Genomic DNA, 17,255 nt, shown 5'->3' with positions numbered 1-17,255 from the left:
CCGTTCGGGAGTGCCCGTCCCATGTTCGCGCTACTGTTGCTGATCCCGTCCGCCGCCAACGACACCGTCGCGGGGTTCAAGCTGACGCCCTCCAAACCGACGCTCGGCTGCATCAGCGGCGCCTGCACCCCGCCGCCGCGGCAGGAGGATTATCGCGTTCCCTATGAACCCGATCCGCTCGCCCGCAATTCGAAGGATCGCGCCTTTGCCAATGACGGCACGAAATGTCAGGTGGTCGGCGACAAATTCTGCACCAGCCGCGGCCGCACGATCTTCAAGACCGATTTCGACGACTGATCGGGGGCGACTGATCGGAGACGATTGACCGAACGCGATCGACCCGCGACGATAGGCCCTGCCCGCATGAGGGGGGATGCATGATCTGGATGATGCTGCTGGCCGTACAGGCGGGAGACGATGCGCAGGGGCTGATCGGGCGATCGCGCGACGTGATCGCCGGCGAACGCTGCGTCGCCGATCCCAACACGACCGACATCACCGTCTGCGGTCGTCGCCGCGCCGACCGCTTCCGCGTGCCGCTGATCGTCCACGATGCCGGTGATCCGCGCTACGAAGCGGTCGCCGTCGAGCGCGACCGCCTGCTCCACCGTACCAATCCGGTCGAGGAACTCTCGCCCTTCAAGGTCGGCGGCGGCATGGCGGGTGTCACGATGAGCAGTCGCAACGGCCTGACCGGCACCACCGACCGGCCGCTGGCGCCATGATCCTGCTCGCCTTCGCTTTGCAGGCCGCGGCCGCGACGCAGCCGGCCACCGCCCCGCAACCCGCCACCACGCCGCAGCGCTTCTCGATCCTCGCCAAGCAATGCGGCCAGCCCGACGACAAGGGCTCGATCGTCGTCTGCGGCAACGGCGACACCGGCAATCGCCTGCCCCTGCCCGAGGAGCGCGACCCCGCCCCCGGCCGCGGCGCCAACCCCGAACTGTCGAGCGTTCGCGCGCTGGAATTGCAGGGAACGCCCTGCGCTGCACGCCAGGGCGGCTGCACGGTGGGCTTCGGCCCGCCGATCGTGCCGATGGCGATCGCCGCGGCGAAAGCACTCAAATCCGCCTTCGCCAAGAAACCCGACAAACGCGGCCGCATCGCCATCCCGCTCGACGACCCGCCGTCCACGGGCGCCGTGACGGTCAAGCCGTAACCCTCCATCTTCGTCATCCCGGCGCACGCCGGGAAAACGAAAATGGCGGGAGCAACACGCGCCAACGATGAGCCGTGGGACACTGCCCCAAACGATAACCCCGACCGTTTCCGTTCAGGTGTTCCTGTCGTCCATCTTCCTCGAAACGGCGAACGTCACCCCAGGATCGGCATCCACAAAGGCTGGCCGGCAAGGCTCTGCGATCCGCGCAGCTTCTCCAGCGCATGCGCGACGCTGCGTTCCGGCCCTTCGTGCGTCACGATCGCGACGATGACGCTGCCGTCGGCGGCGACGCCGCGCTGGATCAGGCTTTCGATCGACACGCCGGCATCGCGCATTGCCGCGGCGATCTCGGCGAGCACGCCCACCTTGTCCTCGACGGTGAAGCGCAGATAGGCGCGGGCACGGCGTTCGCCGCTGTCCGCCTTCGGCTCGGCGGTCAGCGAGGCGGCGGGCATTGCATAGGGCGGGCCGAACTCGCCCCGCGCGATATCGATCAGGTCGGCGACCACCGCGCTCGCGGTCGGCCCCTCGCCCGCGCCGGCGCCCTGGAAGAACAGCCGGCCGACGAAATTGCCCTCCGCCACCACCGCGTTGAGCGACCCGGTGACATGGGCGAGCGGATGGTCGATCGGCACCAGATGCGGATGGACGCGCTGGAACAGCCCGTTCGCGCCGGATTCGGCGACCCCGACGAGGCGAACCTTATACCCCAGCGCCGCCGCCTCCGCGATGTCCGCCGCGATCACATGGCGCACGCCCGTCGCCGCCACATCCGCGAACGCCGGCCGCGTGCCAAAGGCGATGCTCGCCAGGATCGACAATTTGTGGGCCGCATCGACGCCATCGATATCGAAGCTCGGATCCGCCTCGGCATAGCCCAGCGCCTGCGCCTCGGCGAGCACCTCGGCGAAATCGCGGCCCTCGGCTTCCATCTTGGACAGGATGAAATTGCACGTGCCGTTGAGAATGCCGTACACCCGGCCGATCGCATTGGCGGCAGCGCCCTCGCGCAGCCCCTTGATCACCGGGATGCCGCCCGCGACCGCCGCCTCGAACTTCAGCGGCACGCCCGCCGCCTCCGCCGCGCTGGCCAGTTCCAGGCCATGGTGCGCCAGCATCGCCTTGTTCGCGGTGACGAAGCCCTTGCCCGCCGCCAGCGTCGAGCGGGCGAGCGTCAGCGCCGGGCCGTCGGAGCCGCCGACCAGCTCCACCACCACATCCGCCTGCGGGTGCGACGCCAATTCGCGCGTGTCGTCCACCCAGTCGAAGCGGGTCAGGTCGATCCCACGGTCCTTGCTGCGATCGCGGGCGGATACCGCCACCACCTCGATCCCGCGGCCCGCGCGGCGGGTGATGAGGTCGCGGTTCGCATCGAGCAGGCGGATGACGCCGCCGCCGACCGTACCGAGACCGGACAAGGCGACGCGCAAGGGTGTGTTCGTGGTCATGGCCGCCGCCTAGCGGAAAGCAGCGTCCGCTGTCGAGATAGCGCAAGCTTATGTCGCGCGGACACCCGCCATTGCCGATCCGCCATGCGACGTGCAGAACCACACGACACCTCCCTTTGCCGACGAGCGCCCCGATCCATGGCCACCGCCCCCTCCCCCCGGTCCGACCGCACGACGCCCGTCGCCGAACTCACCGTTCGCGGCATCCTGCTCGGCGGGCTCATCACGTTGCTGTTCACCGCGGCGAACGTGTATCTCGGGCTGAAGGTCGGCCTCACCTTTGCGACGTCGATCCCGGCCGCGGTCATCTCGATGGCGATCCTGCGCTATCTGCCGGGCGCGACGATCCTCGAAAACAACATCGTCCAGACGGTCGCGTCGGCGGCGGGCACATTGGCGGCGATCATCTTCGTGCTCCCCGGCCTCGTGATGATCGGCTGGTGGCAGGGGTTCCCCTATTTGCTCACTGCCGGGATCACGATGACCGGCGGCATCCTCGGCGTCATGTTCTCGGTGCCGCTGCGCCGCGCGCTCGTGGTCGATACCGACCTGCCCTATCCCGAAGGCCGCGCCGCCGCCGAAGTGCTGATGGTCGGCGCCGGCAACCGGGCGGGCGAAGCGGAAAGTGGCAAGGGCCTCAAGCTCATCGTCGTCAACGCGATCGTCTCGGCCGGCTTCGCACTGCTCACCCAGACAAAGCTGGTCGTTGCAGAGGCGGCGCAGTTCTTCCGCGTCGGCAGCGGCGCGACCGCAATCTCCGGCGGCCTCTCGTTCGCGCTGATCGGTGCCGGGCATCTGGTCGGCCTGTCGGTCGGCCTCGCGATGTTCGCCGGCGTCGTCATCGGCTGGTGGGTCGCCCTGCCGATCCTCACCGGCCTGTCGCCTGCCGCGGCCGGCGTCGGCCTGGAGGCTTGGGTCGGCGGCGTATTCCACACCGACGTGCGTTTCCTGGGCGCGGGCGTCATCGGCGTTGCGGCGATCTGGACGCTTCTCAAGATCATCGGGCCGGTGATCGCCGGCATCCGCTCGTCGATCGCGGCCAGCGCAGCCAAGCGCAGCGGCGCGACGTTGGCGCTGGGCGAGCGCGATCTGCCGATCGGTATCGTCGCAATCGTCAGCCTCGCGACTTTGGTGCCGATCGCGGGCCTGCTCTGGTCGGTGATCGCAGGGGGGCCGCTGGCGGGATCGGCGGTCGTGCTGATCGCCGGCGCGTTGGTGTTCGTACTCGTCCTCGGCCTCGTGATCGCGGCGGTGTGCGGCTATATGGCGGGCCTGATCGGCGCATCGAACAGTCCGGTGTCGGGGATCGGCATCCTCTCCGTCCTCGCCGCCTCGTTAATGCTGGTCGGCCTGTTCGGGCGCGGTGCGGGCGCGGACACGACGCAGGCGCTCGTCGCCTATGCGCTGATCGTCACCGGTATCGTCTTCGGCGTCGCGACCATCTCCAACGACAACCTGCAGGACCTCAAGACCGGCCAATTGGTCGGCGCAACGCCCTGGAAGCAGCAGGTCGCGCTGATCTTCGGCGTCATCTTCGGCAGTCTGGTCGTGCCGCCCGTGCTCGAACTGCTCGCCACGACCCTCGGGTTCCAGGGCGCGCCGGGCGCCGGGCCCAATGCACTCGCCGCCCCGCAGGCAGCGCTGATCTCCGCGCTGGCGAAGGGCGTGCTCGGCGGCAACCTCAATTGGGCGATGATCGGTTACGGCGCCCTCATCGGCGTCGGCGTGATCGCGCTCGACGAGACGCTGGGCCGCACCGGCAAGCTCCGCCTGCCGCCGCTCGGCGTCGGCCTCGGCGTCTATCTGCCGATGGCGGTGACGCTGCCGGTCGTGCTCGGCGCGGTGATCGGCGCTTTGTACGACCGCTGGGCGGACCGCACGCCCGACGTCGAATTCGCCAGGCGCATGGGCGTGCTCACCGCGACCGGCATGATCGTCGGCGAAAGCCTGTGGGGCGTCGCCTTCGCCGTCATCGTCTATGTCACCGGGTCCGACGCGCCATTGGCGATCGCGCCGGCGGGGTTCGACACGATCGCGCTGATCGGCGGCACGATCGCCTTCCTGGCGCTGGTCGCGGGCCTCTATCGCCTGACACGCCGATCGGTGACGCAGCCCTGATCCCAAAAAGCGACGAACCGTTCGTCGCGCCGGGAACCCTTACCGATGCACGCCGTTATGCACTCAGAACCCGGTGATCGCCCAGCCATCCCCCCCCCGGCCGGCGATCGCCGGGTTTGCCGTATGCGTCATTTGGGGTCAGTCGTGACATCGTCAGCACAGCAGCATCGCGATCGGTTCAGCACCGTTGGCCGTACGCTGCGTCGTAGCATGCCCGTGCCGACCGACACGTTCATCACCGACGACATTCCTCTGCTGCTGACCAAATTGTCGCAGATTCCCGCCACGCGCGACTCTCGCGACGCGCGCTAGAGCGTGATGAGATGGCGTTAATCCCCCTTCTCCGTTCGCCCTGAGCCTGTCGAAGGGCGGGGTGCCACAAGCGAGGTCGGCACTTGCGGGCACCTGTGCTTCGACAAGCTCAGCACGAACGGTTCTAGGTCATGGCCTCCGGCTCTAAGGCGATGACGGCGCACCGCTGCCACGCTCAAAGGCTCTACCCAAGCCTGCGCCGGGACGACGGGTGACAGTGCCGAAACTCGACCCGCTCACACCATCGCGGCGAGCAGGTCCTTGATCGCTACGAACGCAAAGCCCACCGAACTGTCGGCGATCCCATAAGGCAGGAACAGCGTGTCGCCATGGCGGATCGCGCCGCAGCTGTAGACGACGTTCGGGACATAGCCCTCGCGATCCTGATCCTTCGCGGCGAGGATGGGTTCGCGCGTGCGGCCCAGCACCTTCGACGGATCGTTCTTGTCGAGCAGAGCCGCGCCGATCGAATATTTGCGCATCGCGCCGACACCATGGGTCAGCAGCAGCCAGCCCTCGTCCAGCTCGATGGGCGGACCGCAATTGCCGATCTGCACCAGCTCCCACGGAAAGACGGGGGTCAGGATCTTCTCGCCCTCGTCCCAATGCTCCAGGCTGTCCGACTTCAGCAGGAACAGATTCTCGCCGTCCTGCCGGCCGATCATCATATACTGGTCGCCGACCTTGCGTGGGAACAGGCCCATGCCCTTGTTCCGCGCCGCGGAACCCGACATCGGCACGAGGTCGAAGCTGCGGAAATCGCGCGTGCGCATCAGTTCCGACTGGATCACCGACCCGTTATAAGCCGTGTAGGTGCCGATCCATTCGAAGCTGCCGTCGTCATGCTGGAAGTGGCTGATGCGCAGATCTTCCAGCCCCTTGGACTGCGCCTGGGTGATCGGGAAGATCACCGTGCCCGACAGGGTCGAATCGCGATGGCGCCAGACCGTGACCGGCCCCGCCGGCATTTCTTCCTCGCCGCCGATCACGTCCGTGGCGGTGGCAAAGGGCGGCTCCGGCGCCAGTTCCAGTTCGTGGCCGTTCGAAATGATGCCTTCACGGAACGCGACCGAGGAGATGTGCCCCTCGCCGACCGAGCGCAAGCTCATCAGGATGCGCATCGATCCTTCGGGCATGCCCGACTGGTCGAAATGCGGCACCGCACTGGGGTTCATCAGCGCCGCGGCGGCATAGCTGTATTCGTGGCAGAAATAGGCGCCGATCAGCTGGCGCTTTTCGTCGCTGATCTCGGTGCCGTCGAGGCCGAGCAACTCCTCGATTTCGTCGTAGCGCGTCATGAAGACGCGCCGGGTCTGCCAGTGGCGTGCCTCGAAATCCTTCAGCACGGCCTCGAGCTGATCGCGCGCCTCTTCCGTCGACATGGCAAGCACTTCGCCCACCAGCCGTTCCGTCCGATTGGGTGCGCCGCCCTTGCCGCCCCACGCGATGTGGAACGGGCGGACGACGACGCGGGACGGATCGGCATGCAGCCGCAACCCGTGATTGAACAGATCCATCGCGCTTCAGAACCCTCGTCGACCGGTCGTTATGACGTCGTCACCCGATCGTATCAGGCGACGGCGCGCGATGTCCCTGCCACGCCTTGGGTCGCCTTTGAAAGCCCCGAAATCGCACAACTTGCCAGCTGCAGCGCCAGGATCGACTCCGCACCCTGATTGCGATTGAGCCCGGTCGGCATCAGGCCGTCGAAACAGCCGCCGTCCGCGGCCGTCGCCAGCGGCAGGTCGAGGTCGTTGTGGCCCAGATACCAGCCATACGCCCGCTCCGCCTCGGCGACCCAGCGCGCGTCGCTCGTCGCCCGCCAGGCGGCGAGACAGGCATCGACCGTCGCCTGCGCCTCCAACGGCTGCTGATCGAACTGCAACGGATCGGCATAGGGGCGATGGAAGCTCTCCGTGCCCACCGCGCGGAAGCGCCCCTCCGGCGACGTCTGCTTGGCGACGATCCAGTCGAGCGTCTCCAGCCCGCAATCGATCAAATCCTGTCGGCCCAGCGCCTGACCGGCAACGACCAGCGCCTGTGGCAGGCGCGCGTTGTCATAGGCCAGCACGATCTCGAACCAGCGCCATTCCGGCCGGCGTGCTGCCGCCAGCAGTGCAAGGTGATCGTCCGGGAAGCGTTGGAGGATCGATCGCGCAAGCTCATGCCCCGGCGACGTCTCCAGCATCGCTGCGGCACCCAGCATCGCGAACGATTGCGCGCGCAGCGACCCCAGCTCCAGCGCCAGGCTGGCGGTGCGATCGAACATTGTCCGCGCCCAGTCGCGATGCTTGGCGTCCTTGCCGTCGCGCGCCGTGACGCCAAGCGCCCAGATCGCGCGGCCGTTCGAATCCTCCGACCCCACGTCTTCGCACCAAGTCCGGTCGAAGTTCATGAAGTTGCGGAACCGTCGTGCCTCCGGATTCCAGGCGTACTGAATGAACGAGGCATAGATCGTCGTCCATTTGTCCCGCGCGACGGGATCGAGGTCGTCCATCGCGCTCATCAGCATCAGCGCACGGGCATTATCGTCGATGCAATAGCCATGGCGGCGATCGGGCACCGAATAGATCGAATGCTGCAGCATGCCGGTCGCATCGCTCATCCGCTCGACCGCCGCGAAATTGGGCTCCAGCGCGCGCAGGCCATGCGGCGCCGACTGGGCGAGGCGGCGCGGGCGCGAGGCGACGGCAACCTCCAGTTCGTGCAGCGCCGATTCGGCGAGCCGGGGCCAGATCATCGTGCGACCGCGATCATAGGCACGCTGCGCCAGCCGCGTCCGGTCGCGCTTGCTCGATAGCAGGCGATCGATCTCGCGCGCGAAGGCGGCGACGTCGCGGAAGTCGACCAGCACGCCATGGCCATCCGCCAGGATCTCGGTCGCGTGGACGTAGGGCGTCGAAATGACCGCCTTGCCGACACCGACCGCGTAGGACAGCGTCCCGCTCGTGATCTGCGCGGGGTTGAGATAGGGCGTCGCATAGATGTCGGCGGCCTGCAGATAGTCGAGCAGTTCGTCATGCTCGACGAAGCCGTCAATGAACGCGACATTGTCGCCGACACCCAGCTGATCGGCGAGCGCCTTCAGCCGATCGCGATACGCCTCGCCCTCATGCGCAACGAGATTGGGGTGGGTGGCGCCCAACACCGCATAGAGCAGATTGGGATGCCGCTCCGCGATCGCGGGCAGTGCCTCGATGATCGTCTCGATGCCTTTGCCTGGGGCGAGCAGGCCGAAGGTCAGCACGACGTCGCGTCCCTGCCAGCCGAAGCGCGGCTTCAACGTCTCGGGATCGACGAACGCGCGGTCGGGCACGCCGTGCGGGATCATCGCGATCTGGCGCGGATTTGCGCCATAGACGCGGCGCAGGATGTCGCGACCGCGCTCGGCCATCACCACGATCTTGGCAGCGCGATGCAACAGGCCTTCCAGCACGCGACGCTCGTCAGCGTTCGGCTTTTCCAGGACCGTATGCAGGGTTACGATGACCGGCAAAGTGGTGCGATCGAGCAGGCTAAGCAGATGCTCGCCAGCTGGCCCGCCATAGATGCCGTATTCGTGCTGCACCCAGATCGCCTGCGCGCCGCTCGCTTCGATCGTGCGCGCCGTCGAAAGATAGGCGGACAGATCGTGCTGCGGGATCGTCCCCGTCACCGCGGGGGGATAGGCGTAACGGCCCGGATGATCGTCCATCGCATAGACGTCGACCTGCACGTCCGGGAACCGATCGCGCATCGCCTGCCACACGTCGGTCGTGAACGTCGCCAGACCACATTGGCGCGGCAGGAAGTTCCCGATCAAGGCCAGATGCCGGATCGCGTCACCCTGTGCTGCCGTGGTCACCATACCTCATCCTTCGCTGGCGCAACATTACGGGCAGAGCCGCAACCTTGCCGAGGGATGAACAGCCGATCGGCCGAAAGGTTGCACTCATGTTGCAGTGCAACCTGGCAATGATGCTGATCTCGATCAACCTCGCCCGCGATAGGACGCAACGCCCTGATCGGGCAGCCACAGGTCGGCCGGCGGCGCGCTCGACTGCCAGAAGACGTCGATGGGAATGCCGCCGCGGGGATACCAATAGCCGCCGATCCGCAGCCATTGCGGCTTCATCTCGTCGAACAGCCGCCGACCGATGCCGACGGTGCAATCCTCGTGAAAGGCCGCATGGTTGCGGAAGCTGCCGAGGAACAGCTTCAGCGACTTTGATTCGACGATCGTGTCGCCCGGCACATAGTCGAGGACGAGGTGCGCGAAGTCGGGCTGCCCCGTCACCGGGCACAGCGACGTGAATTCGGGCACCGCAAACCGAACGAGATACGTCGTGCCGAGACGCGGATTGGGAACATAATCGAGCACCGCTTCTTCGGGAGAAGCGGGCAGCTGGCTGGTCTGGCCAAGATGCATCGGGGTCATGGCGGCCCATGTAGGAGACGCGAGGCCGGATGAAAACGCTTGTTCCCGTATTGGGCGACCAGTTGACGCCCACATTGTCCTCGCTGCGCGATGCCGACCCGGATGATACGGTCGTACTGATGATGGAGGTCGGCGACGAGACGACCTACGTCCGCCATCACAAGCAGAAGATCGCCTATATCCTGTCCGCGATGCGCCACCACGCCAAGGCGCTCGAAAAGGCCGGATGGACGGTCGATTACGTCAAGCTCGACGATCCCGACAATGCCGGCAGCTTCACCGGCGAAATCGCGCGCGCGGTGGAGCGGCACGCGCCCGACCGGATCGTCGTGACCGAGGCCGGCGAATGGCGCGTTGCGGCGATGCTGGAGAGTTGGGAAACGATCTTCGGCATCCCCGTCGAGATCCGTGCCGACGACCGCTTCGTCGCCACGCATGCCGAATTCGACGCCTGGGCCAGTGAGCGCAAGCAGCTGACCATGGAGTTCTTCTATCGCGACATGCGTCGCAAGACCGGGCTGCTGATGGACGGCAAGAAACCCGTCGGCGACCGCTGGAACTTCGACAAGGAGAATCGCAAGCCCGCCAAGGCGGACCTGTTCATGCCGCAGCCGCATGTCTTCAAACCCGACGCGGTCACCAAAGAGGTGCTGGCGCTGGTGGCGGAGCGCTTTGCCGACCACCCCGGCACGCTTGACAGCTTCGCTTATGCCGTCACCGCCAAGGATGCCGAGAAACAGGCCGCCTATTTCCTGGCCAAGGCGCTGCCGCAGTTCGGCGATTACGAGGACGCGATGCTGACCGGCGAGCGCTATCTGTGGCACTCGATCCTGTCGCCCTACATCAATTCGGGCCTGCTCGATCCGCTCGACCTGTGCCGCCGCGCCGAGGCGGAATATCGCGCCGGCCGTGCGCCGCTCAACTCCGTCGAGGGCTATATCCGCCAGATTATCGGCTGGCGCGAATATATGCGCGGCATCTATTGGCGCGAGGGGCCCGACTATTTGACCCGCAACTTCCTGAACCATAAGCGCAAGCTGCCCGGCTGGTATTGGACCGGCGACACCGACATGCACTGCCTGAAGGAAGCGATCGGCCAGACGCTGGAGACCGCGCATGCGCATCACATCCAGCGGCTGATGGTGACGGGCAATTTCGCGCTGTTGATCGGCGCCGATCCGGCCGAGGTGCATCGCTGGTATCTGGAAGTCTATGTCGACGCCTATGAGTGGGTCGAGCTGCCCAACACGCTCGGCATGAGCCAGTTCGGCGACGGTGGCCTGCTGGGATCGAAGCCGTACATTTCGTCGGGCGCGTATATCGACCGGATGAGCGATTATTGCGGGCAGTGCCGCTACGACGTGAAGAAGCGGGTGGGCGAGGATGCCTGCCCGTATAACGCCCTCTACTGGGATTTCCTGGCGCGGCACGAAGGCAAGCTTGGCGACAACCAGCGGCTACGCATGCCGTACGCGACATGGAAGAAGCAAAGCGCGCAATCTCGTAATGAAACACGCGCTCAAGCTAAAACTTTCTTACAGAGTCTCGACACCACAGGCGAATCCGGTTATTGAGACAGCCGGGCACTCCTCCCCAGCGTAGCCCGAACGTGAACGTGCAAACGTGAATGGAGAGAGTGTGATGGACGCGTTGGTGACGACCGAATGGCTGGCCGCAGAGATGGGCGCAAGCGACCTGCGGATCGTCGATGCCACTTATGTGGACGCCGCGCTGGGTCGCGATGCGGCAGCGGAATATGAAGCAGCGCACATCCCCGGCGCCGTTTTCATGAATCTCGGCGAGCTGCGCGATACCGACAGCAATCTGCCGATGATGCTGCCCTCCGCCGAAAAGTTCGCCAGCCGCATGCAGAGCCTGGGGCTGGGCGATGGCAGCCGCATCGTCCTCTACGACAATTCCCCCTGGCATACCGCAGCGCGCGCATGGTGGATGTTGCGCACGTTCGGCGCCCATGATGTCGCGATCCTCGACGGCGGCCTCGCCAAATGGCAGGCCGAGGGGCGTGAGACGGCGAGCGGCAAGGAACAGCTGCGCCACCGCCACTTCACCGTCTGGGCGGACAAGAAGACCGTGCGCGACCTCGACCAGATGAAGGCGAACGTCGACAGCCGGGCCGAACAAGTGCTCGACGCCCGATCGGCGGCGCGCTTCACCGGCGAGGAACCCGATCCGCGCCCAGCGACGCACGCCGGCCATATCCCCGGATCGAAGAACCTGCCGTACACCGGCATCTTCAACGCCGATGGCACCTGGAAACAGGGCGACGCGCTGCGGGCCGCGTTCGAGGGTGCGGGCGTCGACCTGGACAAACCCATTACGCTGACCTGCGGTTCGGGCATCACCGCATCCACGCTGGCATTCGGTCTGCACTTGCTGGGCAAGGATTCGGCGCTGTACGACGGCAGCTGGTCGGAATGGGGAGCGGATCGCTCGACGCCCAAGGCCATGGGAGCCAAGGAAGCCGTTGACGCGTAACTCCGACGACGAAACCTCCCCGGAAGCTCGCCTGGGCGACGCCACGCGCGTCGTCCAGGCGGGCCGCCGCCCCGAATGGACCGCCGGGATCGTCAATCCGCCGGTCTGGCGCGCTTCGACCATCCTCTACGACACCATCGCCGATCTGCGCGCCAATGGGCATGGCGACACGCACCACCGCCTCTATTACGGCCGCCGCGGTACGCCGACGCAATGGAGCCTCGCCGATGCGCTGACGAGCCTCGAGCCAGGAGCGGAGGCGACGTTCCTCTACCCTTCGGGCGTCGCGGCGATCGCCGCGGCGTTGCTGTCCGTCCTGTCGCCGGGCGACGAACTGCTGCTGGTCGACAGCGCCTATGACCCGACGCGGGGACAGGCGATGCAGCTGTTGAAGCGGTTCGGCGTCACCACGCGCTTCTACGATCCGCTGATCGGTGCAGGGATCGAGCAGCTGATCGGCCCCGCCACCAAGGCTATCTTCCTCGAAAGCCCGGGCAGCCTGACCTTCGAGGTGCAGGACCTGCCCGCGATCGTCGCCGTCGCCAAGCGCCACGGGCTGACGACCATGCTCGACAACACCTGGGCGACGCCGCTGTTCTTCCCGGCGATCGAGAAGGGCATCGACCTCACCATCCTCGCCGCGACGAAGTACGTCGTCGGGCATAGCGACGTCATGCTGGGGTCGGTGACCGCCGCGCCCGGCCATTATGCGGCTCTGCGCGACGTCAGTTATCAATTGGGGCAGGTGACGTCGCCCGATGATGCCTGGCTCGGCAGCCGCGGCCTGCGCACCATGGCGGTCCGGCTCGCCCAGCATCAGAAGAGCGCGCTGGCCATCGCGCAATGGCTGTCGACCCGGCCCGAGGTTGCGCAGGTGCTCCACCCTGCCCTGCCGTCCTGCCCCGGCCACGACTATTGGGTGCGCGACTTCAAGGGATCGAGCGGGCTGTTTTCCTTCGTGCTCAACGGCGGCAACGAGGCGGCGCGGGCCGCGCTGATCGACGCGCTCGACCATTTCGGCATCGGCTATAGCTGGGGCGGGTTCGAAAGCCTCGCCATCCCCGCGGATCCGGCGCGCATCCGCACCGCGGCGCCACGGGACTATGCCGGGCCGCTGGTCCGCCTGCAAATCGGGCTGGAAGACCCGGACGATCTGATCGCCGACCTCGACCGGGGGCTCGCCGCGTTTCGGGCGCGTGCCTGACCGGGCGAGTGCCGCTGCCTCCCCGGCGGCGGCATAGACACCATGAACACCTTAACGGAAACGTTCGGGGTCCATCGTTTCCAATAGGCTCATGTCAACGGGCGGACCGGTTCGTCTTTCCGCGCCACGGCGGAGTAAAGTCCGGCCGAAACTGAGCCGTCATCGCGAGCGTAGCGCGGCGATTCAGGGCGTCCTGGTCCGGCTATGGATGGCTTCGCTGCGTTTGCCATGACGGACTGATCTGAGGCCGTCCCGCTCCATAGCGAAATGGCCAGATGTAGGACGGCGTCGGCGACTCCGGCCGCCCTTCAAACGACTTACCCGACCGTCGATTCTATCGACGGTCGGGCAGCGTGTCCCGGACTCGGGGGAAGCGTTACTTCTTGGTCGCCGCCGCGCGCGCGTCCTGGCCGTCGCCTTCGGGGGCGGCCACGATGTCGCGCGTCGTCGCGCCCTTGTCGACGACGTTGGTCTGCGGGTCACCGACCTCGGAACGGATGCCGGCATCCGCCGCGTCGCCGCCGGCCTGGTTGACGACGCCATTCTCCGCGGCGCTGCGTGCCGTGTTGCCGCCGAACAGCGCGTCGAGCGTCTGCGCGGTCGCCTGATTGTCCTGCGGGCGGGCGGCGCCCGGCTGCGGCGGGACAAGCGCGAAATCGGGCGGGATCACCAGCGGCGCCTGACGCGCGACGGCGAATTCGTCGGGACGCGCACGGTCGTAGCCGCGCTTGCCGCAGCCCGAGAGGAGAACGACGCAGGCGAGGCCGGCGAGAATCGGAACTGACTTACGCATGGGGATTCTCCGAGGGAATGTCGCGCTTGTCGCGCATCAGGAGCGCGCGGACAAGCAGCACCAGCACGCCGAGGGTGATCGCGGCATCCGCGACGTTGAAGACAAGGAAGGGCCGCCAATCGCCGAAGTGCAGATCGGCGAAGTCGACGACGTAACCGAAGCGCACGCGGTCAACGATATTGCCCAGCGCGCCGCCCAGGATGGCGCCCAGAGCGATGCGGTCGGGCCGTGCCGGTTCGCGCGTCATCCAGATCGCCACGGCAATGGCGATCGCACCGGTCATCGCGACGAGCGCCCAGCGCATCGTGTTGGTATCGGCGTGGAGCAGCCCCAGCGAAATGCCGTGGTTGGCGACGAAGCGCAGGTTGAAGAAGGGCGTGACGTAGCGTTCGGCGGTCAGATCGTTGAGTTGCAGCACGTCGGTGATCGCAAACTTCGACGCCTGATCGGCGACGAAGAGCAGCGCGGCGGTGACCAGGCCGGAGACGGGCAGGTTACGCATGACCGACGACGCTCTCGCACCGCGTGCACAGATCGCCATCCACCGCGACGTCGGGCAGGTGGCGCCAGCAGCGGCCGCATTTGTGATAGTCGGTGCGCGTCACGGTCACCTCGTCGCCCTCACTGACCCGCGCAACGATGAACGTCTCGGCGAGCGCCGCCGCATCGAGCGGCATCTCGGGCACGGTCACTTCCGCTTCCAGGCTCGACTTCACCTTCTTCTCGCGGCGCAGCGGCTCGATCGCCTCGGTGACGCTCGCACGCAACGAGCGGACGTCGGCCCAGTCGGTGCCGAGCGGCTCGTCACCCGGCAGCGCGGGCAGCTCGGGCCATTCGAGGAAATGCACCGACCCGTCGTCGCTCGGGAAGCGGGCCTGCCACACTTCCTCGGCGGTGAAGCACAGGATCGGCGCGGCATAGCGGACCAGCGCATGGAACAGCACGTCCAATACGGTGCGATAGGCTCGGCGCTTGGGATCGGTCGCCGCATCGCAATAGAGCGAATCCTTGCGGATATCGAAGAAGAAGGCCGACAGGTCCTCGTTCGCGAAATCGGTCAGGCGGCGCAGGTAGCGGTTGAGCTCATACGCCTCCGCCGCCTCGCGCAGGTCCATGTCGAGCTGGCCGAGCAGGGTGAGGACATAACGTTCCAGCTCCGGCATCGCCTCGACCGGCACGCGCTCCGCCTCGGTGAAGCCATCGAGCGCACCGAGCAGGTAGCGGAAGGTGTTGCGCAGCTTGCGATAGCCGTCGCTGGCGGTGCCGAGCACTTCCTTGCCGATGCGCACGTCGTCGAAATAGTCGGTCGAGGCGACCCACATGCGCAGGATGTCCGCGCCGCTTTCGCCGATCACCTTCAGCGGATCGACGACGTTGCCGAGGCTCTTCGACATCTTGCGCCCCTGCCCGTCGAGCGCGAAGCCATGGGTCAGCACCGCGTCATAGGGCGCGCGCCCGCGCGTGCCGCAGCTTTCCAGCAGCGACGACTGGAACCAGCCGCGATGCTGGTCGCTGCCTTCGAGGTACAGGTTGGCGCGCACGTCGGCGCCGTACCGCGCCTCGACGGTGAAGACGTGGGTCGAGCCACTGTCGAACCACACGTCGAGGATGTCGTTCTGCGGTTCGAAGTCGGCGAGATCGTAATCGGCACCGAGCAGCGTCTGGTGGTCCGCGGTGAACCACGCATCCGCACCGCCATCGCGGAAGGCGGCGACGATGCGCGCGTTGACCGCAGCGTCGTTCAGATACTCCCCGGTCGTGCGATTGACGTAGAGCGCGATCGGCACGCCCCAGGCGCGCTGGCGGCTGATCACCCAGTCCGGGCGCCCCTCCACCATCGACCGGATGCGGTTGCGGCTGCGTTCGGGCACCCAGCGCGTATGCTCGATCGCATCGAGCGCGGTTTCGCGCAGCGTCGCGCCGTTGCTGGCGCGGCCCTCGCCATCGTTCAGGATCGGGCGGTCCATCGGGATGAACCATTGCGGCGTCGCGCGGAAGATCACCTTCGCCTTCGACCGCCACGAATGCGGGTAGCTGTGCGCGAAATCGTCGCTCGCAGACAGCAAGGCGCCCGCCGCGCGCAGGTCCGAACAGATCGGGCCTTCGGCGCTGGTGAACTTCTTGTTGATGACGCTGCCCTGTCCGCCGAGCCACGCCCAGTCCGGCCGGTACATGCCCGCGCCATCGACCGCGAACACGGGGTCGATGCCATGCGCCTTGCACAGCAGGAAGTCGTCCTCGCCGTGGTCGGGCGCCATGTGGACGAGGCCGGTGCCGGCATCGCGCGTCACGAACTCGCCCGCCAGGAACGGCCGCGGCTTGGCGAAGAAGCCGCCGAGGCCATGCATCGGATGCTTCGCCGTCGCGCCTTCCAGCACCGCGCCCTTCACCAGCGCGATAAACTCTTCCATCTTCAGACCGGTGCGCTTCATGAACGCACCCATCAGGTTTTCCTCGACGAGGAAACGCCGGCCGCCGCAGCCGAAGAGGATGTAATCGAGCGCCGGATTATAGGCGAGCGCCTGGTTGACGGGAATCGTCCACGGCGTCGTCGTCCAGATGACCGCGGTCACGCCGACCAGGATGTCGGCTTCGGGCGCATGGTCGATCTCGAACCCGACGTCGATCTGCGTCGAGACGATGTCCTCATATTCGACTTCGGCTTCGGCCAGCGCGGTCTTTTCGACCGGCGACCACATGACGGGCTTGGCGCCGCGGTACAGCTGGCCGCTTTCGGCGAATTTCAGCAACTCGCCGACGATCGTCGCCTCGGCGTCGTAATTCATCGTGAGATAGGGGTCGGCCCAGTCGCCCATCACGCCGAGGCGCTGGAACTGGTCGCGCTGCACACCCACCCATCGATCGGCATAGGCGCGGCATTCGGCGCGGAACTGCGCGACCGGCACCTCGTCCTTATTCTGCTTCTTGGCGCGATACGCCTCTTCGACCTTCCATTCGATCGGCAGGCCGTGGCAGTCCCAGCCGGGCACATAGGGGGCATCCTTGCCCATCAGCGACTGGCTGCGGACGATGATGTCCTTCAGCACCTTGTTCATCGCATGGCCCATGTGGATGTCGCCGTTGGCATAGGGCGGGCCGTCGTGAAGAACGAACAAATCCCGGCCCTTACGCTGTTCGCGCAGGCGATCGTACACGCCGATCCGCGCCCAGCGCTCCAGGATCGCGGGCTCCTTCGCGGCGAGGCCCGCCTTCATCGGAAAGTCGGTCTTCGGCAGGAAGACGGTGTCGCGCCAATCTTTGGCAGTGTCGGGCGTGTCGCTCATAGGTCGTTACGGCTTAGCGGC

At 66.6% G+C, this 17,255-nt stretch carries 15 protein-coding genes; 8 read left to right on the top strand and 7 right to left on the bottom strand.

Annotation, left to right across the window (positions count from 1 at the left end):
- The first annotated feature begins 21 nt into the window (after positions 1-21).
- From GGR47_RS01685 to GGR47_RS01675, 3 genes are all read left to right on the top strand, one after another.
- A complete protein-coding gene (locus tag GGR47_RS01685) occupies positions 22-297 on the top strand; it encodes a hypothetical protein (RefSeq protein ID WP_017977587.1) in 276 nt (91 codons plus the stop codon).
- Between the two features lie 80 nt (positions 298-377).
- Positions 378-725: a hypothetical protein gene (locus GGR47_RS01680; protein ID WP_063687601.1), complete on the top strand. Its 348-nt coding sequence runs from the start codon at positions 378-380 to the stop codon at positions 723-725.
- Positions 722-1,159 (top strand): hypothetical protein, encoded by a 438-nt coding sequence (locus tag GGR47_RS01675; protein ID WP_147036605.1) that lies wholly within the window; start codon positions 722-724, stop codon positions 1,157-1,159. The genes GGR47_RS01680 and GGR47_RS01675 overlap by 4 nt, the downstream gene beginning before the upstream one ends.
- A gap of 155 nt (positions 1,160-1,314) precedes the next feature.
- Here GGR47_RS01675 and GGR47_RS01670 read toward each other — a convergent pair whose 3' ends face one another.
- The gene (locus tag GGR47_RS01670; RefSeq protein WP_147036606.1) at positions 1,315-2,610 is read right to left on the bottom strand and encodes a homoserine dehydrogenase; all 1,296 of its coding nucleotides are present in this window, start codon (positions 2,608-2,610) and stop codon (positions 1,315-1,317) included.
- A gap of 138 nt (positions 2,611-2,748) precedes the next feature.
- Between GGR47_RS01670 and GGR47_RS01665 the strand changes: the two genes are divergently transcribed.
- Both GGR47_RS01665 and GGR47_RS01660 read left to right on the top strand, forming a co-directional pair.
- Entirely contained in the window at positions 2,749-4,728 is a 1,980-nt protein-coding gene (locus GGR47_RS01665) for an OPT family oligopeptide transporter (RefSeq protein WP_183949413.1), read from the top strand.
- 144 nt (positions 4,729-4,872) lie between these two features.
- Positions 4,873-5,040: a hypothetical protein gene (locus GGR47_RS01660; RefSeq protein ID WP_156002590.1), complete on the top strand. Its 168-nt coding sequence runs from the start codon at positions 4,873-4,875 to the stop codon at positions 5,038-5,040.
- A gap of 236 nt (positions 5,041-5,276) precedes the next feature.
- On the opposite strand, the gene GGR47_RS01655 is transcribed toward GGR47_RS01660, so the two are convergent.
- The 3 genes from GGR47_RS01655 to queF form a co-directional block, all read right to left on the bottom strand.
- Positions 5,277-6,557 (bottom strand): glycoside hydrolase family 130 protein, encoded by a 1,281-nt coding sequence (locus GGR47_RS01655; protein ID WP_043059863.1) that lies wholly within the window; start codon positions 6,555-6,557, stop codon positions 5,277-5,279.
- Between the two features lie 53 nt (positions 6,558-6,610).
- Entirely contained in the window at positions 6,611-8,887 is a 2,277-nt protein-coding gene (locus GGR47_RS01650) for a glycosyltransferase family 4 protein (protein ID WP_147036111.1), read from the bottom strand.
- Between the two features lie 123 nt (positions 8,888-9,010).
- Positions 9,011-9,457, bottom strand: coding sequence for a preQ(1) synthase (gene queF, locus GGR47_RS01645; protein ID WP_147036110.1), 447 nt, complete (start codon positions 9,455-9,457; stop codon positions 9,011-9,013).
- Positions 9,458-9,486: 29 nt separating this feature from the next.
- Here queF and GGR47_RS01640 point away from each other — a divergent pair, with 29 nt between their 5' ends.
- The 3 genes from GGR47_RS01640 to metC all read left to right on the top strand — a co-directional run bounded on the left by GGR47_RS01640 (position 9,487) and on the right by metC (position 13,157).
- Positions 9,487-11,031: a cryptochrome/photolyase family protein gene (locus GGR47_RS01640; protein ID WP_167509738.1), complete on the top strand. Its 1,545-nt coding sequence runs from the start codon at positions 9,487-9,489 to the stop codon at positions 11,029-11,031.
- 67 nt (positions 11,032-11,098) lie between these two features.
- Entirely contained in the window at positions 11,099-11,953 is an 855-nt protein-coding gene (gene sseA / locus GGR47_RS01635) for a 3-mercaptopyruvate sulfurtransferase (protein ID WP_147036113.1), read from the top strand.
- Positions 11,943-13,157, top strand: a complete 1,215-nt coding sequence (gene metC / locus GGR47_RS01630; protein ID WP_147036109.1) for a cystathionine beta-lyase — start codon at positions 11,943-11,945, stop codon at positions 13,155-13,157. The genes sseA and metC overlap by 11 nt, the downstream gene beginning before the upstream one ends.
- A gap of 376 nt (positions 13,158-13,533) precedes the next feature.
- On the opposite strand, the gene GGR47_RS01625 is transcribed toward metC, so the two are convergent.
- Genes GGR47_RS01625 through ileS form a run of 3 tightly spaced genes read right to left on the bottom strand, consistent with a single transcriptional unit; the run spans position 13,534 to position 17,234 of the window.
- Positions 13,534-13,950 carry a DUF3035 domain-containing protein gene (locus GGR47_RS01625; RefSeq protein WP_017977575.1) on the bottom strand — a complete coding sequence of 139 codons (417 nt, stop codon included), beginning with the start codon at positions 13,948-13,950 and terminating at the stop codon, positions 13,534-13,536.
- Positions 13,943-14,452, bottom strand: a complete 510-nt coding sequence (gene lspA, locus GGR47_RS01620; RefSeq protein ID WP_116462034.1) for a signal peptidase II — start codon at positions 14,450-14,452, stop codon at positions 13,943-13,945. The genes GGR47_RS01625 and lspA overlap by 8 nt, the downstream gene beginning before the upstream one ends.
- Positions 14,445-17,234, bottom strand: coding sequence for an isoleucine--tRNA ligase (gene ileS / locus GGR47_RS01615; RefSeq protein WP_147036108.1), 2,790 nt, complete (start codon positions 17,232-17,234; stop codon positions 14,445-14,447). Before ileS ends, lspA begins: the two co-directional genes overlap by 8 nt.
- Positions 17,235-17,255 lie beyond the last annotated feature (21 nt).

This window comes from Sphingomonas aquatilis (assembly GCF_014196115.1).
GTDB lineage: Bacteria > Pseudomonadota > Alphaproteobacteria > Sphingomonadales > Sphingomonadaceae > Sphingomonas > Sphingomonas aquatilis.
Note: the sequence above shows the minus strand (reverse complement) of the source record. Positions and strands in the feature narration are given on the sequence as shown.